This window comes from Phenylobacterium sp., assembly GCF_016793225.1.
Classification (GTDB): domain Bacteria; phylum Pseudomonadota; class Alphaproteobacteria; order Caulobacterales; family Caulobacteraceae; genus Phenylobacterium.
In genome coordinates this window covers 1-19,119 of record NZ_JAEUMN010000023.1, presented here as the reverse complement: position 1 = coordinate 19,119, position 19,119 = coordinate 1, and the positions used below count along the sequence as shown (strand labels likewise).

General features: G+C 70.6%; 19 protein-coding genes and 1 tRNA gene. 12 read left to right on the top strand and 8 right to left on the bottom strand.

Going from position 1 to position 19,119, the window contains the following annotated elements; genetic code table 11:
* The first annotated feature begins 58 nt into the window (after window positions 1–58).
* A complete protein-coding gene (locus JNK30_RS02755; protein ID WP_293479933.1) occupies window positions 59–862 on the top strand; it encodes an NUDIX domain-containing protein in 804 nt (267 codons plus the stop codon).
* A 10-nt stretch (window positions 863–872) separates the two neighbouring features.
* On the opposite strand, the gene JNK30_RS02750 is transcribed toward JNK30_RS02755, so the two are convergent.
* From JNK30_RS02750 to JNK30_RS02740, 3 genes are all read right to left on the bottom strand, one after another.
* Window positions 873–1,358: an Hpt domain-containing protein gene (locus tag JNK30_RS02750; protein ID WP_293479931.1), complete on the bottom strand. Its 486-nt coding sequence runs from the start codon at window positions 1,356–1,358 to the stop codon at window positions 873–875.
* A 77-nt stretch (window positions 1,359–1,435) separates the two neighbouring features.
* Entirely contained in the window at window positions 1,436–2,215 is a 780-nt protein-coding gene (locus JNK30_RS02745; RefSeq protein WP_293479929.1) for an NAD kinase, read from the bottom strand.
* A gap of 55 nt (window positions 2,216–2,270) precedes the next feature.
* On the bottom strand, window positions 2,271–3,398 hold the full coding sequence (locus JNK30_RS02740) for a DUF2336 domain-containing protein (protein WP_293479928.1): 1,128 nt from the start codon (window positions 3,396–3,398) through the stop codon (window positions 2,271–2,273).
* 114 nt (window positions 3,399–3,512) lie between these two features.
* On the opposite strand from JNK30_RS02740, the gene glpK reads away from it, so the two are divergent.
* Window positions 3,513–5,012, top strand: coding sequence for a glycerol kinase GlpK (glpK, locus tag JNK30_RS02735; RefSeq protein ID WP_293479926.1), 1,500 nt, complete (start codon window positions 3,513–3,515; stop codon window positions 5,010–5,012).
* On the opposite strand, the gene selD is transcribed toward glpK, so the two are convergent.
* The gene (gene selD / locus JNK30_RS02730; protein WP_293479924.1) at window positions 5,009–6,064 is read right to left on the bottom strand and encodes a selenide, water dikinase SelD; all 1,056 of its coding nucleotides are present in this window, start codon (window positions 6,062–6,064) and stop codon (window positions 5,009–5,011) included. The genes glpK and selD overlap by 4 nt on opposite strands.
* A 38-nt stretch (window positions 6,065–6,102) precedes the next feature.
* Between selD and mnmH the strand changes: the two genes are divergently transcribed.
* The 4 genes from mnmH (at window position 6,103) to JNK30_RS02710 (ending at window position 12,675) form a co-directional block, all read left to right on the top strand.
* Window positions 6,103–7,158, top strand: a complete 1,056-nt coding sequence (mnmH, locus tag JNK30_RS02725) for a tRNA 2-selenouridine(34) synthase MnmH (RefSeq protein ID WP_293479922.1) — start codon at window positions 6,103–6,105, stop codon at window positions 7,156–7,158.
* Between the two features lie 55 nt (window positions 7,159–7,213).
* Window positions 7,214–7,984, top strand: a complete 771-nt coding sequence (locus JNK30_RS02720) for a class II aldolase/adducin family protein (protein ID WP_293479920.1) — start codon at window positions 7,214–7,216, stop codon at window positions 7,982–7,984.
* A gap of 192 nt (window positions 7,985–8,176) precedes the next feature.
* A complete protein-coding gene (locus JNK30_RS02715) occupies window positions 8,177–9,436 on the top strand; it encodes an efflux RND transporter periplasmic adaptor subunit (RefSeq protein ID WP_293479918.1) in 1,260 nt (419 codons plus the stop codon).
* Window positions 9,436–12,675, top strand: a complete 3,240-nt coding sequence (locus tag JNK30_RS02710; RefSeq protein WP_293480024.1) for an efflux RND transporter permease subunit — start codon at window positions 9,436–9,438, stop codon at window positions 12,673–12,675. Before JNK30_RS02715 ends, JNK30_RS02710 begins: the two co-directional genes overlap by 1 nt.
* A gap of 252 nt (window positions 12,676–12,927) precedes the next feature.
* Here JNK30_RS02710 and JNK30_RS02705 read toward each other — a convergent pair whose 3' ends face one another.
* Together JNK30_RS02705 and JNK30_RS02700 are read right to left on the bottom strand one after the other, a co-directional pair.
* Entirely contained in the window at window positions 12,928–13,443 is a 516-nt protein-coding gene (locus tag JNK30_RS02705; protein ID WP_293479916.1) for a cytochrome c family protein, read from the bottom strand.
* 60 nt (window positions 13,444–13,503) lie between these two features.
* On the bottom strand, window positions 13,504–13,956 hold the full coding sequence (locus tag JNK30_RS02700; protein WP_293479915.1) for a YaiI/YqxD family protein: 453 nt from the start codon (window positions 13,954–13,956) through the stop codon (window positions 13,504–13,506).
* Between the two features lie 166 nt (window positions 13,957–14,122).
* Here JNK30_RS02700 and JNK30_RS02695 point away from each other — a divergent pair, with 166 nt between their 5' ends.
* Window positions 14,123–14,965 (top strand): DUF1206 domain-containing protein, encoded by an 843-nt coding sequence (locus JNK30_RS02695; RefSeq protein WP_293479913.1) that lies wholly within the window; start codon window positions 14,123–14,125, stop codon window positions 14,963–14,965.
* Window positions 14,966–15,057: 92 nt separating this feature from the next.
* Here the strand turns inward: JNK30_RS02695 and JNK30_RS02690 are convergent, their stop codons facing one another.
* A complete protein-coding gene (locus JNK30_RS02690) occupies window positions 15,058–15,195 on the bottom strand; it encodes a hypothetical protein (RefSeq protein WP_293479911.1) in 138 nt (45 codons plus the stop codon).
* A gap of 478 nt (window positions 15,196–15,673) precedes the next feature.
* On the opposite strand from JNK30_RS02690, the gene JNK30_RS02685 reads away from it, so the two are divergent.
* Genes JNK30_RS02685 through JNK30_RS02670 form a run of 4 tightly spaced genes read left to right on the top strand, consistent with a single transcriptional unit; the run spans window position 15,674 to window position 17,462 of the window.
* Window positions 15,674–15,886, top strand: coding sequence for a hypothetical protein (locus JNK30_RS02685; RefSeq protein ID WP_293479909.1), 213 nt, complete (start codon window positions 15,674–15,676; stop codon window positions 15,884–15,886).
* An 8-nt stretch (window positions 15,887–15,894) separates the two neighbouring features.
* Window positions 15,895–16,077 (top strand): hypothetical protein, encoded by a 183-nt coding sequence (locus tag JNK30_RS02680; RefSeq protein ID WP_293479907.1) that lies wholly within the window; start codon window positions 15,895–15,897, stop codon window positions 16,075–16,077.
* On the top strand, window positions 16,074–17,207 hold the full coding sequence (locus JNK30_RS02675; protein WP_293479905.1) for a transglutaminase family protein: 1,134 nt from the start codon (window positions 16,074–16,076) through the stop codon (window positions 17,205–17,207). The genes JNK30_RS02680 and JNK30_RS02675 overlap by 4 nt, the downstream gene beginning before the upstream one ends.
* Before the next feature lie 6 nt (window positions 17,208–17,213).
* Entirely contained in the window at window positions 17,214–17,462 is a 249-nt protein-coding gene (locus JNK30_RS02670; protein WP_293479903.1) for a hypothetical protein, read from the top strand.
* 60 nt (window positions 17,463–17,522) lie between these two features.
* Here JNK30_RS02670 and JNK30_RS02665 read toward each other — a convergent pair.
* A tRNA-Thr gene (locus JNK30_RS02665) sits at window positions 17,523–17,598 on the bottom strand.
* Window positions 17,599–17,707: 109 nt separating this feature from the next.
* On the opposite strand from JNK30_RS02665, the gene JNK30_RS02660 reads away from it, so the two are divergent.
* Window positions 17,708–19,117, top strand: a complete 1,410-nt coding sequence (locus tag JNK30_RS02660; RefSeq protein WP_293479901.1) for an amidase — start codon at window positions 17,708–17,710, stop codon at window positions 19,115–19,117.
* The last annotated feature ends 2 nt before the right edge of the window (window positions 19,118–19,119 follow it).

Sequence of the window (19,119 nt, the reverse complement as noted above, 5' to 3'; positions counted from 1 at the left end):
AGGTGGACGGTGGCCGGCGACCTTGCCTTCCCCGCGGTCAGGGTCCCAAGCTGCCCCCATGAGCGAAGCGCCCCGCCAGCCGGCCGAGACGAAACCCGCCGCGACCATCCTCCTGCTCCGCGACGATCCGGAGTTCGAGGTCCTGATGGTCAAGCGGCACCACCAGATCGACTTCGCCTCCGGAGCGCTGGTCTTTCCGGGCGGCAAGACCCACGCGGGCGACCATGACCCGGCCTGGGCCGACCATTGCGTCGGATGGGACAGGTTCGACTCCGAGCAACGCGCCCTCCGCATCGGGGCGATCCGCGAAGCCTACGAGGAAGCGGGCATCCTTCTCGCCGAGGGGCTCGACGGGTCCGACTTCGCCGAGGTCTGCGATCCTCAGGTGCGTTCCGCAGTGGACCGCGGCGAGACCCCGTTCCTCGACGTGGTCAAGGACCTGGGCGTGCGCCTGCGGCTCGATGCGCTGACCGTCTTCGCGCGCTGGATCACGCCCACCATGATGCCGAAGCGCTTCGACACCTGGTTCTACGCCGTGCGGGCGCCCGCGGACCAGTTGGCCGTTGCCGACGGGCGCGAGGCGGTGGACGCGGAGTGGATCACGCCGGCCGAGGTGCTGCGCCTGGCCGACGCCGGGGAGCGCACGGTGATCTTCCCGACGCGCATGAACGTGCAGCTGCTGGCCGAGGCGACCAGCGCGTCGGACTGCGTCGCGCGCGCGGAATCCCGCGAGCTCGTCACCGTGCTGCCGGTGGTGGAGAAGCGCGGCGAAGCGCGCTTCCTGGTGATCCCGTCGAACGCGGGCTACGGCGAGGTCGCCGAGCCCATGGATCGCATCGCCGCCGAGAGCCGAGCGGGCTGAGGACTCTCGCCTAAGCCCCGAACGCCTGCACGCGGCCTTCGAGTTCCTTGACGAGGAGGGCGCCGACCGGGTGATCCTCGGTCTTGATGCCGTCCCGGGCCGCCGCCTTGATGGCGTCGATGTGGGCGTCGACGAGCGACATCGGGGCCTCGAGCCGCTTCTGCTTGTCGTCGATCATGCGGCAGAGAAGGCCCGCGATGCGGGTGACGAGCGGATAGCCGTAGGTGGCGCCAAGACCCTTCAGGTCGTGCGCGCGGAAGTACAGGCCTTCCATGTTCTCAACCGTCGGGCCGCCGCTGCGAACCACCTGGCGCGCGGCTTCCAGCTTGGCGACTTCGTCGTTCAGCCACTGTCCGAAGTTGCCGGAGAGGCTCTGAAGCGCAGCCTCGGCCTTGGCGATGGCGGCCGGATCGATGCCGCCCGGCCGGCCGCCGCCGACCCGAAGACGGAGGGCGTTCGGCGGCTGGATCAACTGCCCAGGCTTGGGATTGCTCACAGGTATTCTCCCACACTTGCGCGGGAGGATAGGGTGAACGCGTTAATGAGCGATGATGTCGCCTGGGGCCGGACGGCTCAGACCGAGAACTGCTCCGCCAGCACGCGCTCGCCCAGGCTGCGGCCGGCGTCGAAGAGCATGCAGACAGACACGTTGCGGTCCTCGGCGATGTAGACCTCGAGGACGTTCGGCGCCTCGAAGTTGTCGGCGACGGCGCTGACCGGCCGCTTGGCGCCCTCGAGCACCTCCAGCCGAATGCGTGCGGTATGGGAGAGGAGAGCGCCGCGCCAGCGCCGCGGGCGGAACGCGCTGATGGGCGTCAGGGCCAGGATCTGGCTGTCCATCGGGATGATCGGACCGTGGGCCGAGAGGTTGTAGGCGGTCGACCCCATCGGCGTGGAGAGCAGCGCGCCATCGCAGATGAGCTCCTGCAGCCGCACCTTCCCGTCGACCGAGATCCGCAGCTTGGCGGCCTGGCGCGTTGTCCGCAGGAGGCTGACCTCGTTGAACGCGATGGCCTCGTGGCTCTGCCCCTGCACGTCGACAGCGTTCATGCGCAGCGGGTGGATGATCGCCTGCTCCGCCGCGTTGATCCGCCCCAGCAGGTCGTCGTCGGCGAACTCGTTCATCAGGAAGCCGACGGAGCCGCGGTTCATGCCGTAGATCGGCTTTCCCGACGCCATGAGGGCGTGCACCGTCTCCAGCATGAAGCCGTCGCCGCCGAGGGCCACGATCACCTGGGCGTTCTCGATCCCGGCGTCTCCGTAGCGGGCTGCGAGCCGATCCCGGGATTCCTGCGCCTCGGGGCGCGTCGAAGCCACGAAGGTGAGGCGGGTGACGAAGGACGAGCGGTTCATCGCGGCCATAACCGCCGAAGCTTCGCCCCGTGTCAAACGGCAGTTTGAAGACGCGTCAGGCGGCGACCAGCAGCGACTGCGCCGCCTGCCGGAACGCTGCGCCGGCGACCTCGGGCGAAACCGGGGCGAAGGCGACCGAGGCCTTGCGGCTCGCCTCCTGGCCGCCGCCGGGACGCCCGTCGTTCAGCTTGCGGGTCATCTGCAGGATGTCGGGGAAGACGCTGCGGTCGATGCCGACGGCCGCGCAGGCCAGGGCGAGCAGTTCGGGGCGGTCGGAGTCGATGGTCGCCCGAACCTGGGCGAGCTCGAACCGGCCCAGCATGGCGAGCGCGCCGCAGAAGAGGCTGAGTCGTCCCTCCCGAAGCGCCCGCACGAGATACCCCGGCCGCAGCTGGCCGGCGGCGTGCAGCTTGTCGAGGAGGCGTTGCTCCATCAGTTCGCGCTCGCCGTCCCGCGTGACGCGAGGGTTGGCCTCGGCCGCAGGCACGGCGACGATGTCGTAGTAGCCCTCGCTCACGGACGCCGCGAGCGCCTCGTCCAGGATCGAGACGTCCAGCCGGAACCGGTCGGCAAGTCCCTTGCGCAGGGCGAGGCCGACCCAGAGATAGAGGCGCTTGGCGAGCTGTCCGGTGAGCTTCGGGTGCTGGGACAGGGGCGTGCGCATGGCCGCGACGCGGCGCGAGGCCTCGACCAGTTCCTCCATGTCCGACGTGGAAAGCTCGGCCGTGTGGTTGCCGGCCAGGGCGGTCAGGACGGCGGGCTCGGCCTGCTCGAGGATCGCCGACACCACGGCGTGCGAGAGGTTGGGGCGGCGGGCCACCTCGATCTGATGTTCGATCGTCGCCTCGACCAGCAGCCGGACGAGGTCGAGGTCTTTCAGGACCGGACTGCCGGCGATCAGGGGGCGCGCGATCTCGATGTCGTCGAGCGCGAGCACGTTGACGAGGGCGTTCGGCGCCCACTCGGCTTCGGCCAGCTTCTCGGACAGACGGCGGCGGATTTCCCGCTCGGCCTCCACCACGAGGCTCATGAAGATGGACGACAGCAGCGCCTGGATCGGCGCGGATGTCATGGCCGTGGCGGCGTGGGGCGTGTCGCACAGGTCTGCGATCGCCAGAAGGAGGCGTTCACGGTCCGCCGGCTGGCGGCTCTTGGCGAGATCGAGCAGACTTTCGCTGCTCATCGCGAGACTCAAGCCGGATCCCCCACATTCGACGTTCGACACGGCTGGAATGACACTGGGGCCGGCGGGTGAAGACATGCTTAAGGACAAGGTTGAAGCAGGGGTAATCTCATCATGGCCGAACCGCTGATCCTCGCGCTGGACCAGGGCACGACATCCACCCGCGCGATCCTGTTTGCCGCGGACGGGACCGCGCTCGCCGAGGCTGGCCGGCCGCTTGAGCAGCACTATCCGCATGACGGCTGGGTGGAGCACGACGCCGACGAGATCTTCGCCGCTTCGGTCGAGGTGCTGAAAGCGGCGGTCGAGAAGGCCGGCCGCCGGATGAGCGACGTGGCGGCGATCGGCGTCACCAACCAGCGCGAAACGGTGGTGGTCTGGGAAAAGGCCACCGGGCGGCCGGTGCACAAGGCCGTCGTCTGGCAGGATCGCCGGACCGAACCGGCCTGCGCTGCGCTGCGCGAGGCGGGCCACGAGGCGCGGGTCACGCAGCTCACGGGCCTGCTGCTGGACCCCTATTTCTCCGGCACCAAGCTCGCCTGGCTCCTCGATCATGTGCCGGGAGCCCGCCGGGCCGCCGCGGCCGGGGAGCTGCTGGCCGGGACGATCGACACCTGGGTGATCTGGAAGCTGACCGGCGGCCGGACCTTCGCCACGGATGCGACGAACGCCTCGCGGACGCTGCTCTACGACATCCGCACCCGGTCCTGGTCGGCCGAGATGGGCGAGATGCTGGACGTCCCCCTCGCCATGCTCCCGCAGGTCCTGGACTGCACCGGCGACTACGGCGAGACCGAGCCTGGGCTGCTGGGCCGCGCAATCCCGATCCGGGGCGTGGCCGGGGACCAGCAGGCCGCGCTGATGGGGCAGGGGTGCATACGTCCCGGCGAGATGAAGGCCACCTACGGCACCGGGTGCTTCATGCTGCTCAACACCGGTGAAGCCGCGCCGGTGAGCGAGGCGCGGCTGCTGACGACCGTCGCGGCTCAGGTGGGCGGCCGGACCACCTATGCGCTGGAGGGCGCGATCTTCATCGCGGGCGCCGCCATCCAGTGGCTGGGCGAGGGGCTCCGCATCCCCGGAGGACCGCAGGCGGCCGAGCGACTGGCGGCGGAGGCGAACGACGACCTCGGCGTCGTCCTGGTGCCGGCGTTCACGGGCCTCGGCGCGCCGTGGTGGGATGCCAATGCACGGGGCGCGCTGTTCGGGCTCACGCGCGACGCCGGGCTGCCGGAGATCGCCCGCGCTGCGTTCGATGCGTGCGCGCTGCAGACCCGGGACCTGATCGAAGCCATGCGGGCGGACGCGCCGCAGGCCTTCCGCGGCGACGTCGAACTGCGCATCGACGGCGGGATGTCGCGCAGCGCCTGGTTCAGCCAGCGGCTGGCGGATCTGACCGGCGTGAGCGTCTGTCGGGCGACCTATCAGGAGACGACCGCGCTGGGCGCGGCGCTGTTCGCCGGCGTCGGCGCCGGCGTCTACGCCGATGTCGCCGAGGCCGCCGCCGCCCGGCCGAGCACGGAAGGCTACGGTCCGGCCCTGGGCGCCGACGGGCGCGAGCGGGCCTACGCCCGCTGGCTCGACGCCGTGAACCGGGTGCGCAGCGGCGCCTAGACCAGCCGGACGCGGGGCTTGATGCCCATGGAACGTCCCGACAGGCGGCCGATGACCTCGGCGTGGCGGAAGCCGCGCGCGTGCGCGGCCTCCAGCACCGCCGGCGCCTGCTGAGGCGAGACGGCGATGAGCAGGCCGCCGCTCGTCTGCGGGTCGGTGAGCAGGTCCCGACGCCAGTGCGGCACGGCGGCGAGTTCCTGGACGAGTTCCCCGTAGCTGTCCCAGTTCCGTGTGGAGGCGCCGGTGCGCACCCCCGAACGGACCAGGGCCTCGACGCCCGGCAGGACGGGCGCCTTGGCGACCTCGATATCGGCGAGCAGCTGCGCGCCCTGGGCCATCTCCAGGGCGTGGCCGATCAGGCCGAAGCCGGTGACGTCCGTGACCGCATGGACGCCCGGGATGTCGGCCAGGTCGGCGCCTAGCACGTTCAGCTGGGTGGTGGTGGCGATCAGGGCGTCGTAGCCGGCCTGTTCCAGGCGTTCCTGCTTGAAGGCCGCCGAGAGCACGCCCACCCCGAGCGGCTTGGTGAGGATCAGGAGGTCGCCTTCGCGCCCGCCCTTGTTGGTCAGCACGCGATCGGGGCGCACCAGGCCCAGCGCGACGAGCCCGTAGATGGGTTCGACGCTGTCGATCGAATGACCGCCGGCCACCGGGACCCCGGCCTCGGCGCATACGGTCGCGCCGCCCGCGAGGATCCGGCCGATCGTCTCGGGCGGGAGCTTGTTCACCGGCATCCCGACGATGGCGAGCGCCAGGATCGGCCGGCCGCCCATGGCGTAGACGTCGGAGAGCGCGTTGGTGGCCGCGATGCGTCCGAAGTCGAAGGGGTCGTCGACCACCGGCATGAAGAAGTCGGTGGTCGCCACCAGCGCCTGGTCGTCGTTCAGGCGCCACACCGCGGCGTCGTCGGAACTCTCGGTCCCCACCAGCAGGTCGGGGAACGCGGCGGCGGCCGGCATCCGGCTCATGATGTCGCGCAGCACTGCGGGCGCGATCTTGCACCCGCAGCCGCCGCCGTGCGCCAAGGATGTCAGGCGTTGAGGTTGTGGCATCGACTCACCGTGTCTGCGATCCGGGCTATAGCACCAGCATGGCCCTGCAGCTTACAGACGACGTCAGCCCGGAGGCGCTCGCGCGCTTCGATCTGCTGATCGACGTGCGCAGTCCCGGCGAATTCGCGCAGGATCACGTGCCCGGCGCGGTCAACCTGCCGGTCCTCAGCGATCTCGAGCGGGCCGAGGTGGGGACGATCTACGTCCAGGAGAGCCGCTTCAAGGCGCGGCGGATCGGCGCCGCCCACGTCGCCCGCAACATCGCCCATCACCTGGAAACGGCGCTGGCCGACCGGCCCGGCGGCTTCCGGCCCCTGGTCTACTGCTGGCGCGGCGGGATGCGCTCGAACGCCATGGCCACGATCCTCTCCCAGGTCGGCTGGCCCACGACGGTGCTGAACGGGGGCTATCGCACCTGGCGGCGCAGCGTCACAGCGCGGCTCTATGACGGGGAACTGCCGCTCGACTTCGTCCTGCTCGACGGACAGACGGGCGTGGGCAAGACCGAGATGCTCGGGCGGCTGGCGGCCCGGGGGCTGCAGACCCTCGACCTCGAGGGGCTGGCCTCGCACCGCGGATCCCTCTTCGGCGCGCTGCCGGGGCGGCCGCAGCCGAGCCAGAAGATGTTCGAGAGCCGCCTGTTGGCCCAGCTCGACGCGCTCGATCCGCATCGGCCGGTGGTCGCGGAGGCGGAGTCGAGCAAGATCGGCGAACGCATGATCCCGCCCGCGCTGTGGCGCCGGCTGGCCCAGGCGCCCCGGATCGAGCTCACCGCGCCGCCTGAGGCCCGCGCGCGCTACCTGGTGGGCGCCTACGCCGATCTCGTCGCGGACCCCGCGGCGATCGAGGGCGCGTTCGAACGCCTGCCGGTCCACCCGAGCCGCGACCGCCTCACGGCCTGGCGGACGATGGTCGCCGAGGGCCGCTTCGTGGAACTCGCCCAGGCCGTCATGGCGCTCCACTACGACCCCGCCTACGAGCGGGCCCGGAAGCGGCATGACCGCCCACTGCTGGGCGAGATCGTGCTGGACCCGACGGACGCCCGGTCGTTCGACGCAGCCTGCGAGAGGATCATCGCCCTGTCGCGTGCTTGACGCCTCGGGCCGGCGGGAGGAGTCTGCAGCCCGGCAGGATAGAGGAGGGAGCGCCATGGCTGACGGTTCGATCGCGAGCGTCACGTCGCTCAAGGGTAAGGTCAGCGCCGAGGAATGGCAGGCCCGGGTGGACCTTGCGGCGCTCTACCGGCTGGTGGCGCTCTACGGGTGGGATGATCTGATCTACACCCACATCTCGGCCCGTATTCCGGGGCCGGAACACCACTTCCTGATCAATCCCTACGGCCTCACCTTCGAGGAGATCACCGCCTCGTCGCTGGTCAAGATCGACCTGGACGGCAACATCCTCCAGGAGACGCCCTACTTCATCAATCCGGCGGGCTTCACGATCCACTCGGCCGTGCATGCGGCGCGCGAGGACGCGAAGTTCGTCATGCATCTTCACACCGACCAGGGCGTCGCCGTGGCGGCGCAGAAAGAGGGCCTGCTGCCGCTCAGCCAGCATGCGCTGATCGTGATCCCGCGCCTGGCGTACCACGACTACGAAGGCATCGCGCTGAACCACGACGAGCGCGAGCGCCTGGTGGCCGATATCGGCGACAAGCCTCTGATGCTGCTGCGCAATCACGGCACGCTCTCCACCGGAGAAACGGCGGCGGACTGCTGGCTGGGGATGTTCTACCTCGAGCGCGCCTGCACGATGCAGGTCCAGGCCCTCTCCGGCGGGCGCGAGAACGTCCTGCTCGCGCCGGAGGCCGCGCAGGCCGAGGTGCGCAACCAGACAGGACGCGGCTTCGGCGGGGCCCTCGCCTGGCCGGCCTGCCTGCGGAAGCTGGATCGGTCGCTTCCTGGCTACGACGCCTGAGCGCTCCGGCGCTTAGTGCATAGGCAGTCGCGGCCCCGCGGAGGCGCCGCGCAGCTTTGCGCGCTAAAGTTTCAGCGCCGAAACCATCAGCCATCCTCGTGTCACTGGACCGCGTGTATGGAGCGGCTCTAAGAGCGCGAACGAATTTACAGTCATGCGCCTGCCGCTTCGCGGGCGACGGAGCCCGCCAGGTTGGTCAGACGTCACTTCTTTCTGGTTGCAGCCCTGATCGTCCTGGGGGCCATGGTCGTGTTCGCGACCTACAAGGTGCTGGCCAGGAGCGCCGGGCCGGGCGGCCCCGGAGGCCCGGGCGCCGCCGCGCAAGGCATGGGGGGCGGCGGCGGTCCAGGCGGCCCTGGCGGTCGCCGCGGCGGCGGCGGGTTCGGCGGCCCCACCCTGGTCTCGGTCACCTCGGGCCAGCCTCGCGTCTTCGAGGACACCATCGAGGTCCTGGGCGTCGCCAAGGGCCGGCAGTCGGTGACCCTGACGGCCGCGGCCACGCAGCTCGTGGATCGCGTGCGGTTCAGGGACGGCCAGCAGGTGAGCCGTGGGGCCGTCCTGGTCGAGCTCCGCGACACCGAACAGAGCGCCGGGATCGCCCAGGCCCAGGCGCGGCTGGTGCAGGCCAAGCGGGCCTACGACCGCTACAAGGAACTCAACGACAAGGGCTTCGCGTCGAAGGCGGCGCTGGACCAGTACGAGGCGGCGTGGCGCTCGGCCCAGGCGGACGTGAACGCGGCGCAGGCGCGGCAGAACGATCGCATCATCCGCGCGCCGTTCTCCGGCGTGGTCGGGCTGTCGGATGTGGCGCCCGGCGCCCTGGTGAACCCGGGCGCGCCCATCGTGACCCTCGACGACATTTCGGTTGTGCGCGTCGATTTCCAGGTCCCGGAGCGCTACCTGAGCCAGCTGCGCGAAGGCCAGCCGCTGCTCGCCACGACCGACGCCTTCCCCGGAGAGACGATCCGCGGCCGCATCGCCCGCCTGGACACGCGGGTGGATGAGCGGACGAGGGCCATCACCGCCCGGGCCGAGTTCCCGAACGCCGGCGGCCGGCTCAAGCCTGGCATGATGTTCCGCGTCGGCGTCTCCCGTGGTCAGCGGACCAGCGTGAGCGTCCCCGAGTCCGCCGTCTCGGTGCAGGGCGACAACGCGTTCGTGTTCGCCATCCGGCAGCGGCCCGCCCAGGGCCCGCGCCCGGCGGGCGCCATGGTGGAGCAGCGGCCCATCGTCACCGGCGTCCGGCAGCAGGGCTACGTGGAGATCCGCGAGGGCCTCCGCGCCGGCGAGCAGGTGGTCGCCGACGGGCTCAACAAGCTGCAGCCGGGCCAGCCCGTCCGCGTCGGGCGCAGCCCCGGCATCGGGGCCGACCCTACGCAGGCCCGCCCGGCGGCCGGGCGCCCCGCACCCCCACCTGAAGGCGCGCGGCCCGCCGCGCGACCCGCGGCATGATGCTCTCCGACATCTCGGTGCGCCGTCCCGTCTTCGCGGCGGTGGCGGCCATCATCCTGTGCGTGGTCGGCTTCGCGGCCTTCAACGCCTTGACCGTCCGCGAACTGCCCAGCGTCGATCCGCCCGTGGTGGGCATCTCGACCAGCTACCGCGGGGCCTCGGCCGAGGTCATCGAGGAGCGGATCACCGAGGTGATCGAGCGTCAGGTGGCCGGGATCGAAGGCATCGACCGGGTCTATTCGGCGTCCCGCGACGGCTCGTCGCGGATCAGCATTTCCTTCAAGCTGGATCGCGACCTCGACGCGGCCGCCAACGATGTCCGGGACGCGGTGAGCCGCGTCGCGGGCCAGTTGCCGGAACAGGCCGACCCGCCGCAGATCCAGAAGGCGAACGCGGACGCCTCGCCGATCATCTTCCTGAACCTGACTTCGCAGACGATGAACCGTCTCGAGCTGTCGGACTACGCCCAGCGCTACCTCGTCGAACGGCTCTCCACGGTGCCGGGCGTCGCCGCCGTGGGCGTGGGCGGCTCGCAGCTCTACTCGATGCGCATCTGGCTGAACCCCGACGCCATGGCTGCGCGGGGGATCACCGTCGAGGACGTCGAGACGGCGCTGCAGACCCAGAACGCGGAACTGCCCGCCGGTTCGCTGGAGGCGCCGGCCAAGGATTTCACCATCCGCGTGGCGCGCGGCTACTCCACCCCTGAGGAATTCGCCCAGCTTCCGGTGGTCCCCGCGCGGGGCGGCGCCACGACGCAGGCTTCCGCCGCGCTGGGCGGCTCGGCCGCGGGGGCCGGCGCGGCGCAGGGCGCGACGCGCGAGGTGACCTCGGCCGTGGCCGCGCAGGGCTACATCACCCGGCTGGGCGACATCGCCCGGGTGGAGGAGGGGCCCGACGAGCGCCGCCGAATCTTCCGGATGAACGGCCGCGACATGGTCGGCATCGCGATCACGCGCCAGAGCCAGGCCAACGACCTGGAGATCTCGGACGGCGTCCGGGCGGCCATCAAGGAGATCAACGCCGGCCTGCCCAAGGGCACGCAGCTGGGCGTTTCCGTCGACTACACCGAGTTCACGCGCCAGGCGATCCGCGAGGTCTGGATCACCATGGGCATCTCCCTGGCCCTGGTGGCGCTGGTCAACTACCTGTTCCTGGGCACGGCGCGGGCCGCGATCATCCCGACGATCGTCGCGCCGATCTGCATCCTGTCCACCTTCATCGTCCTGGCCCCGCTGGGGTTCTCCATCAACCTGCTGACGCTCCTGGCCCTGGTGCTGGCGATCGGCCTGGTGGTGGACGACGCCATCGTGGTGACCGAGAACATCCAGCGCCGCATCGACGAGGGCGAACCCCCCGCGGTGGCCGCCCAGCGGGGGGCCCGGCAGGTGTTCTTCGCCGTCGTGGCCACCACCATCGTGCTGGTCGCCGTCTTCGCCCCGCTGATGTTCCTGCCGGGCTTCACGGGCCGGCTCTTCGTGGAGCTGGCCGTCTCGGTGGCGGCCGCCATCGTGTTCTCGGCCCTGCTGGCCTTCTCCCTTTCGCCCATGCTGTCGTCGAAGCTGCTGCGTCCGGCGCAGGGCGAGGGGTTTGTGGCGCGCAAGGTGGACTCGGCCATGACGCGGCTGCGGTCGTCGTACCACGCCTCGCTGGACGCGATGCTGGGCCGGCGCATCGCCTCGATCGCGGCGAGCGCGCTGGTGGTGCTGCTGGGGCTGGGCGCCTGGGGCCTGTTCTCGGTCCTGCCCCGCGAGCTCACGCCCGAGGAGGACCGGCGCCGCGCCATGGTGATGTTCACCGGCCCCGAGGGCGCGGGCTTCGACTACACCCTCACCGCTGCCAAGCAGGTCGAGGGCATCCTGATGAAGTACGTCGCCAGCGGGGATCTGGAGCGCTTCGTCTTCTCGATGCCGCGCTTCGGCAACAACTCTTTCAACTCGGGCGGCGGCAACGCCATCCTGGCGAAGGACGCCGAGATCACGGCGCCTGAGCTGGCGGCCAAGCTCAACCGCGAGCTCTCGTCCGTCACGTCCGTGCGGGCGCTCGTGGCGCCGGAAGGCGGGCTTCAGCGGGGTGGACCGGGCGGCGGGAGCGGCGGCAGTTCCAGCCTCCAGCTGATCGCCACGGGGACCGACTATCCCGAGATCGCGCGATGGATCCAGCCGATCCTCGCCGCGGCGTCCGAGAATCCCGGCCTGGCGCGTCCGCGCCTCGACTACGAGCCCACCGCGCCGCGCGTGGTGGTCGACATCGACCGTGACAAGGCCGCCGCCCTGGGCGTGTCGGCTCAGGCGATCGGGCGGGCGCTCGAGACGATGTTCGGCTCCCGGCGGTCCACCACCTACATCAAGAACGGGCAGGAGTACGACGTGCTGCTGCAGACCGAGCGGGCCAACCGACAGACCGAGGAAGACCTCAGCCGTCTGTACGTGCGCTCCGCCTCGGGCGAGCCGGTCCCGTTGAGCTCGGTGGTGACCACGCGCGTGCGAGGCGACACGCCGGACCGTTCGCGCGTCGACCGGCTGCGTTCGATCTCGCTCTCGGCCCAGCTGAACCCGGGCTACACCATGGGCGAGGCGATCCAGTTCTTCCGCGACGAGGCGGCGAAGCAGCAAGGGTCGGCCATCACGATCAAATGGGGCGCCGGCGCCCGGGACTACCTCGAGGCTTCCGGCTCGGTGGGTCTGGCGTTCGGCATGGCGCTGTTGCTGGTCTTCCTGGTGCTCGCGGCCCAGTTCGAGAGCTGGATCCACCCGGCCGTCATCATGCTGACCGTGCCCGTGGCGGCGGTGGGCGGCCTGTTCGGGCTGCTGGTTGCGGACTCGTCCATCAACACCTACAGCCAGATCGGCCTGATCATCCTCATCGGCATCGCGGCCAAGAACGGCATCCTGATCGTCGAGTTCGCCAACCAGCTGCGCGACGAGGGCCTGAATATCCGCGAGGCGGTGATCGAGAGCGCCAGCCTGCGCCTGCGCCCGATCATCATGACGTCCGTGTCGGCCGCCGCGGGGGCCATCCCGCTCATCCTCGAGGGCGGGGCGGGCGGCGAGGCTCGCCGGTCCATCGGCGTGACCATCTTCTTCGGGGCCATCTTCGCGACCCTGATCACGCTGTTCATCGTGCCGGTGTTCTACAACCTGCTGGCGCGCTTCACGAAGTCGCCCATGGCTACGGCGCGGCGCATCGAGGCCTTCGAGGAAGCGGAGAAGGCGCGGGTCGCGAACGCCGCGGAGTAGCGGCTGCGGCGGGGCATGCGCGGCGCGGCGGTAGCCGGCCTATCCGGCCGGCGCCAGGGAGCCTGGAAAAAGGGGGGTGTCAGGTCCCTGGGCCCGGCCGGCGGCGGGGGGCGCCGCCATTCGGATAGTCTGTCGATCCAGACAGATGCTCTTCGTCGACCCACGCAACATGAGCGCGAATGATCTGCGCGTCAAGGTTGTCCTGGGACAAGGCGTTGCGCCTGTGGCGCGAGCACCACCAAGTTGTGGTGTCTACTTCTGCCCGTGGCCGGTCTCCACCATCAGGTAGGCGATGAGGTCCGTGCGGTCCTTCGGGTTCTTGATGCCGGCGAAGGTCATCTTCGTGCCCGGCAGGAAGGTCTGGGGCTTCTCGAGCCACTGGTCCAGATGCGGGCCGTCCCAAACGAAGCCGGCGTTCTTCACGGCGTCCGAGTACTTGAAGTCGGCGTTGCCCGTGCCGGCCTTCTTGCCGAACACGCCATGCAGGTTCGGCCCGGTCATGTTCGCGCCGCCCGGCGTGATCGTGTGGCACGACTGGCAGAGGGCGAACTTCGCCTCGCCGTTCGCCAGGTCGGCGGCGTTGTAGGGGGCGGGGAGGCTCGCGAGCAGCTTCAGCTTCTCCTCGTCGCTGATCTCCGGAGTGGCCGTCGGGGCGGCGGCGGTCGAAGCCTGATCGGCGGCGGCCGGGTCGGCGGCGGGCTGGGACGGGCTGCAGGCGGCCGCCAGCGTGGCGAAAGCGGTGGCGGCGGCGATCGGTCCCAGGCGCATAGTTCATCTCCGAATGAAATCGGCGGCAACGTAGTGTCGCCGCACCGCGATGCAAGCGGTCTAGCGAAGCTTTCGGCGCTCGCGGTTCACGGCCTCGTCCAGCGCCTGCAGGAACCGCGAGCGGTCCGCCGCGGCGAAGGGCCGGGGGCCGCCCGTGATCTCGCCGGTCGAGCGGATGTGCTCCATCACCGCGCGCTGGGCCAGCGCCGAGCCAATGGAGTCGACGGTGAACGCCCGGCCGTTCGGCGCGATGGCGGCCGCCCCGGCCTTCAGGACCCTGTCGGCCAGCGGGATGTCGTTCGTCACCACGATGTCGCCCGGCCGCGCCTCGGCGGCGATCCAGTCGTCGGCCACGTCCGGCCCCGCCTCCACCACACGCAGCTCGATGGTCGGCGTCGCGGGCACGCGGATGAAGCTGTTGCAGACAACGAAGGTCTTCAGCCCGTAGCGCGCCGCCACCTTGTAGGTCTCGTCCTTCACGGGGCAGGCGTCGGCGTCGATGAAGATGCGCATGCGATGCGGCGGCTCGGGTTGGTTCGGTGATGGCATGGCGCCTGCGCGTCGACGGGCGCGGACGGCGACCCCTAGATCACTCGAAAGCGGTCCCAAGGCAACTCGCGGGCCCCTCGGAACCAACATCCTGCGCCCGTCTTCTACCCGCTCGCGGAGAGAACGGCGCATGGATGCAATCCCACGCTTCGAGACCCTGACCCGGCTTGGCTTCGCCGCCCGGGGCGTCCTCTACCTCCTCATCGCCTATCTCGCGATCGCCGCCGGTCGGAACTCGGACAGTTCCGACGTGATGCGGTCGATGGCCGACGGCGGAGGCAGCCGGCTGGTGCTGGGCCTGATCGCGCTGGGCCTGATCGCGCTGGGCCTGTTCGCCTACGGCGCGTGGCGCGCCCTTTCGGCGGCCTATGACCTGGAGGGCGCCGGACGGGACGGGAAGGGCGCGATCGCGCGGGCCGGACAAGCCTTGAGCGGCGCTTTGCACATTGTCATGGGCCTCTTCGCGGCGGGGCTCGCTCTGGGCGTCGTGGCCTCCGGGGCGGTCGGCGAGACGTCCGACAAGGCCGCCGGCTGGCTCATGGATCTCCCGGGCGGGGAGCTCATGCTGCGGCTCCTGGCGCTCGCGTTCATGCTGGGCGGCCTCTTCCAGGCCTGGAGCGCCTACCGCCTGAAGTTCCTCGAGCAGCTGGACGGAAGGGCCGCCAGGCAGGCCTGGATCAGGTGGGTCGGCCGCTTGGGCTACATCGCCCGCGGTGTCGTGTTCGCCCTGATCGGCGTCCTGCTCTGGCGCGCCGCGGGGGCTCACGCCCCGTCGAAGGCCGGCGGCCTCGCCGAGGCGCTGGACACCCTCTCCGGCGCGAGCCGGCTCGTGGTGGCGGCCGGGCTCGGGATGTTCGGCGCCTTCAGCCTCGTCCAGGCCGTCTACCGACGCATAACCAGCCCCGACGTCGTCCGGCGGTTCGAGCACCGACGCCGGCCCGCCGGTGGGCGGGGCGCGACCGTCCGCCACTGAGGTTTCGGCGCCTGCGCCCCGCGCCGGGCCATCATGACATCTCGGCGTCGAACGAGCAGGCTGGCGCCTGCCGCGCCGAGCGATCGGCGGGGTCAGCGCGTGCTGCGGCGGTCCATGAGGACGGGCCGCGGCGCCACCGAAGGCGGCCCGCCCGTCGAACGCGGATCGACCAGACCGCCGCGGGCGCTGGGCACGTACGGCGGCCCGCCGGGCTTCAGGGAACGGGTCATCGCGTCTTCTCCAGCGTGAGCTTGTCGATGCAGGCGAGCAGCAGGACTGCGCGGTCCGGCGACAGGTTAGTTTCGCGCAGCTCCGCAAGCGCGCCATCCAGCGGCCTGGCCACGTGGCGAACGCCTTTCCCGACGCCGCAGGCGCCGGAAGTCGGAGTGGGCTGGCGCGTGAAATTCGTTCGTTAGGATCGAGCGTATCACGACAACAAAGAAATAAGTCACGTAATCCAGAGGACGTTCGAAATAATTTAGCGAAAGTTCTATTGTGATCGAAAAATGCGAACGCAAAGCCTGATAGTATTGCTAATCGTCTCGACGATAACGATATCTCTTTCGTTATAGGAGTCGCGAGTCTTTGGCTGATCGCCGGCCGCCTGACGCCACTCCAGGAGCCCGCGATGTCCTTTTTTCCGGTCCCACGGGCGCTCGCGGCTGCGGGTCTCTCCCTGACGCTCATGCGCTGCGGAGGACGCCGCCGATGAGTCCCGATCAAGACCACCGCTGCACGGTCCAGACCAAGATGGACGGACGGCCGTATCTCGCGTTCGAGCCGTCCAGCCGTGTGTCATCGTCGTACAGCAATTCCCTCTTCACGCTCGACCTGCTGCCGGACGTCAGCCTTGCGTCGGCCGAGCGGCTCTGCCGCGCGATCAACGCGCGCCTGCAGGGTGTTTCGACGACGGTCTTCTGAGGGTCCACATGATTGACCCCACCCCCGCGGAGCTTGTCCGCGAGAATGCCTACCTCAAGAGCCGGATCGCGCAGCTGCAGTCCGACATGGCCGACGTGACGGCCGAGGCGAACCGCCTGCGCGAGGAACTGGAACGGCTCCACGGTCGCCGGGCGACGCGGCCGCCCAACCCCCTCGGGAGCGGACAATGACGGATGACGGCAGCGACGCCGAAGCCGCCGGCCGCGCCAGGGGCGACGATCTCACGGGGCCTGAGCTGCACGCCCTGGAGCTGCTCGCGCTGAAGAAGGCCGGCCGGCCGGTCGCGTTCGTGAAGATCGCCGCCGCCCGGACCCTGTGCGACGCCGGCTTGGCGGTCCGAAGTCAGGAGGGATGGGACATCACGCCCCTGGGCAGCGCTGTGTTCGCCAGCCGCTCCGCCCGACCCACGGCCTCCGTGCCGTTGGAGCCGCTTCGTCCGGGCCACCTTGAAGGGGCGGCGTCGATGCGGATCCGTTGCGGATTCACCATCGCCTACGATTGCCCGGCGCCGACCCCCATGCTGCTGGCGCTCAGCGTGCACCCGTCCCGCCGCGGCGACCTCGAAACACCGGACTGGATCCGCACCGAGCCGCCGCTCGACGTGAGCCAGTACCTCGACAGCTACGGCAATGTGTGCAGCCGGCTGATGGCCCCGGAAGGTCGCCTGACCCTGTCCTCGGACTTCGTCATCCGCGACAGCGGCCTGATCGACCCCTATGCGCCCGACGCCGTCCAGCATCCGGTCCAGGACCTGCCCGACGAGGTGGTGGTCTTCCTGCTCGGCAGTCGCTACTGCGAGACCGACCGGCTGAGTGAGGCGGCCTGGTCGCTCTTCGGCCCGGGCTCGGCCGGTTGGCCCCTGGTGCAGGCCATCACCGACTACGTGCACCAGCACATCGCGTTCAGCCACGACGCCGCGCGCGCCGACAAGACCGCCTACGACGTCTGGCAGGACCGGGCCGGTGTGTGCCGCGACTATGCGCACCTGGCGATCGCGCTTTGCCGGTGCATGAACATCCCGGCGCGCTACTGCACCGGCTACCTGGGCGACATCGGGGTTCCCGTCCAGGGGATCATGGACTTCAGCGCCTGGTTCGAAGTCTATCTCGGCGGCCGCTGGCATACCTTCGACGCGCGCAACAACATGCCGCGCATGGCCCGCGTGCTCATCGCGCGCGGCCGCGACGCTGTCGATGTGCCGATCGCGCACACCTTCGGCGCCGCAGAGCTGGTGGCGTTCGAGGTGGCCAGCGCGGAAGCGCTGGACGGGGCAGCCGGCGAAGCTCCATCGCAAGGGTGACGATCCATGGCCCGTGAGACCGTCCATATCGTGCAGTCGTACGTTCGGGGACGTGGGAGGGCCCTGAAGCCCGAGCAACAGGTCGGCTGCAAGACGGCCGAAGAGGCGCGCCGGAAGGCCGAGCGACTCGGCCCCCTGCGCGTCGGCGTCGTCGCCTTCTCCGCGACCGCCGACACCGAGCTGGGGGACTACGACGAGAACCCGGTGATCCTGTTCCGATCCGGCGAGTTGCCCTTTCCCTTCACCGAAGCCTGACGAGAAGGCCGCAGGGGGCTGGGAGGGCAGGGTCGGCGGGCGGCGTCAGGCCGGGAGGGATGGTGCCGGATGCAGGACTCGAACCCGCGACCTTCGGTTTACAAAACCGCTGCTCTACCAGCTGAGCTAATCCGGCCTTCCAGGATGCGGGTGCTTATGCGGTGAAACGCGCGGCGGCGCCAAGGGGCTCGCGCGGGCGGGCGCCGGCGGTATGCTGGGCGAAAACCGGACGGGGAGGGACAGGCATGCGTTTCGAGGAGTATCGCGCCCACGACGCGGTGGGCCTGGCCGAGCTGGTTCGCAAGGGGCAGGTGAGCGCCGACGAGCTGCTCGAGGCGGCCGTGGCGCGGATGGCCGAGGTCAATCCCAGGATCAACGCCGTCGTCCGCGACATGAGCGACCTGGCCCGCGGCGCGACGCTGGCCGACGGACCCCTCAAGGGCGTGCCCTACCTGCTCAAGGACCTCAGCGCGTCCTATGCCGGGGTTCCGTCGACCGCCGGCTCGCGTCTGTTCGCCGAGGTCACCCCGGCGGCCGACAGCGCCATGACCCGGCTCTACAAGGCGGCCGGCCTGAACATCTTCGGCAAGACCAACACGCCCGAGTTCGGCATCTGGCCGGTGACCGAGCCGCACCTGCTGGGCGCGTGCCGCAATCCCTGGGACCTGGATCGCAGCCCTGGCGGCTCGTCGGGCGGCGCCTCGGCGGCCGTGGCGGCCGGCATCGTCCCGGCGGCGCACGCCACCGACGGCGGGGGCTCGATCCGCATTCCCGCCGCGGCCACCGGCCTCTTCGGCATGAAGCCCTCGCGGGGCCGCGTGTCGTTCGCCCCGGCCGGCGAAGGCTGGGCGGGGGCCTCGATCCCCCACGCGGTGACGCGGTCGGTCCGCGACAGCGCCGTCCTGCTCGACGCCACCTGCCTCCCGCAGCCGGGCGATCCCTACTTCCTGGCCCCGCCCGAGCGTCCCTATGCCGAGGAGGTGCGCCGCGACCCGGGAAAGCTGCGGATCGGGTTCTTCGACGGCGCGCTGACTGCCGGCCGCTCCCTGGCGCCCGAAGTCGCGGACGCGGTGCGCGACGCCGCGCGGCTCTGCGAGAGCCTCGGCCACCACGTGGAGCCGGCGACCCTGCCCGGCGACCACGCCGCCATGCAGGCGGCGGCGCGGACGGTGCTCTGGGCTTCGATCGCGAACACCATCGACGCCGAGTGCGAGCGACGCGGCCGGCCGCTGCTGGACGGCGAGGTCGAGCCCGTCACGCGCCAGATCGCCGAGCTGGGCCGCCGGACGGCCGCTCCGGACTACGTGCGCGCCGTGCAGACGCTCCACGCCTGGGGCCGCGCCTGCGCCGCGCTGTTCGAGCAGTACGACGTCTTCCTGCTGGCGACGCTGGGCAGCGTGGCCATCCCCATCAACTGGCTGTTCGAGGACCCGCGGCTCACCAACGACCGCCTGTTCGACTACATGCCCAACACCCAGGCCTTCAACAACTCCGGCCAGCCCGCCATGACCGTGCCGCTGGCCTGGCGCGAGGGCGATGGGCTGCCCATCGGCATCCAGTTCGCGGCGAAGATGGGCGACGAGGCCGTGCTGTTCCGGCTGGCGGGTCAACTGGAGCAGGCACGGCCGTGGTTCGACCGGGTGGCGCCGCTCTAGCA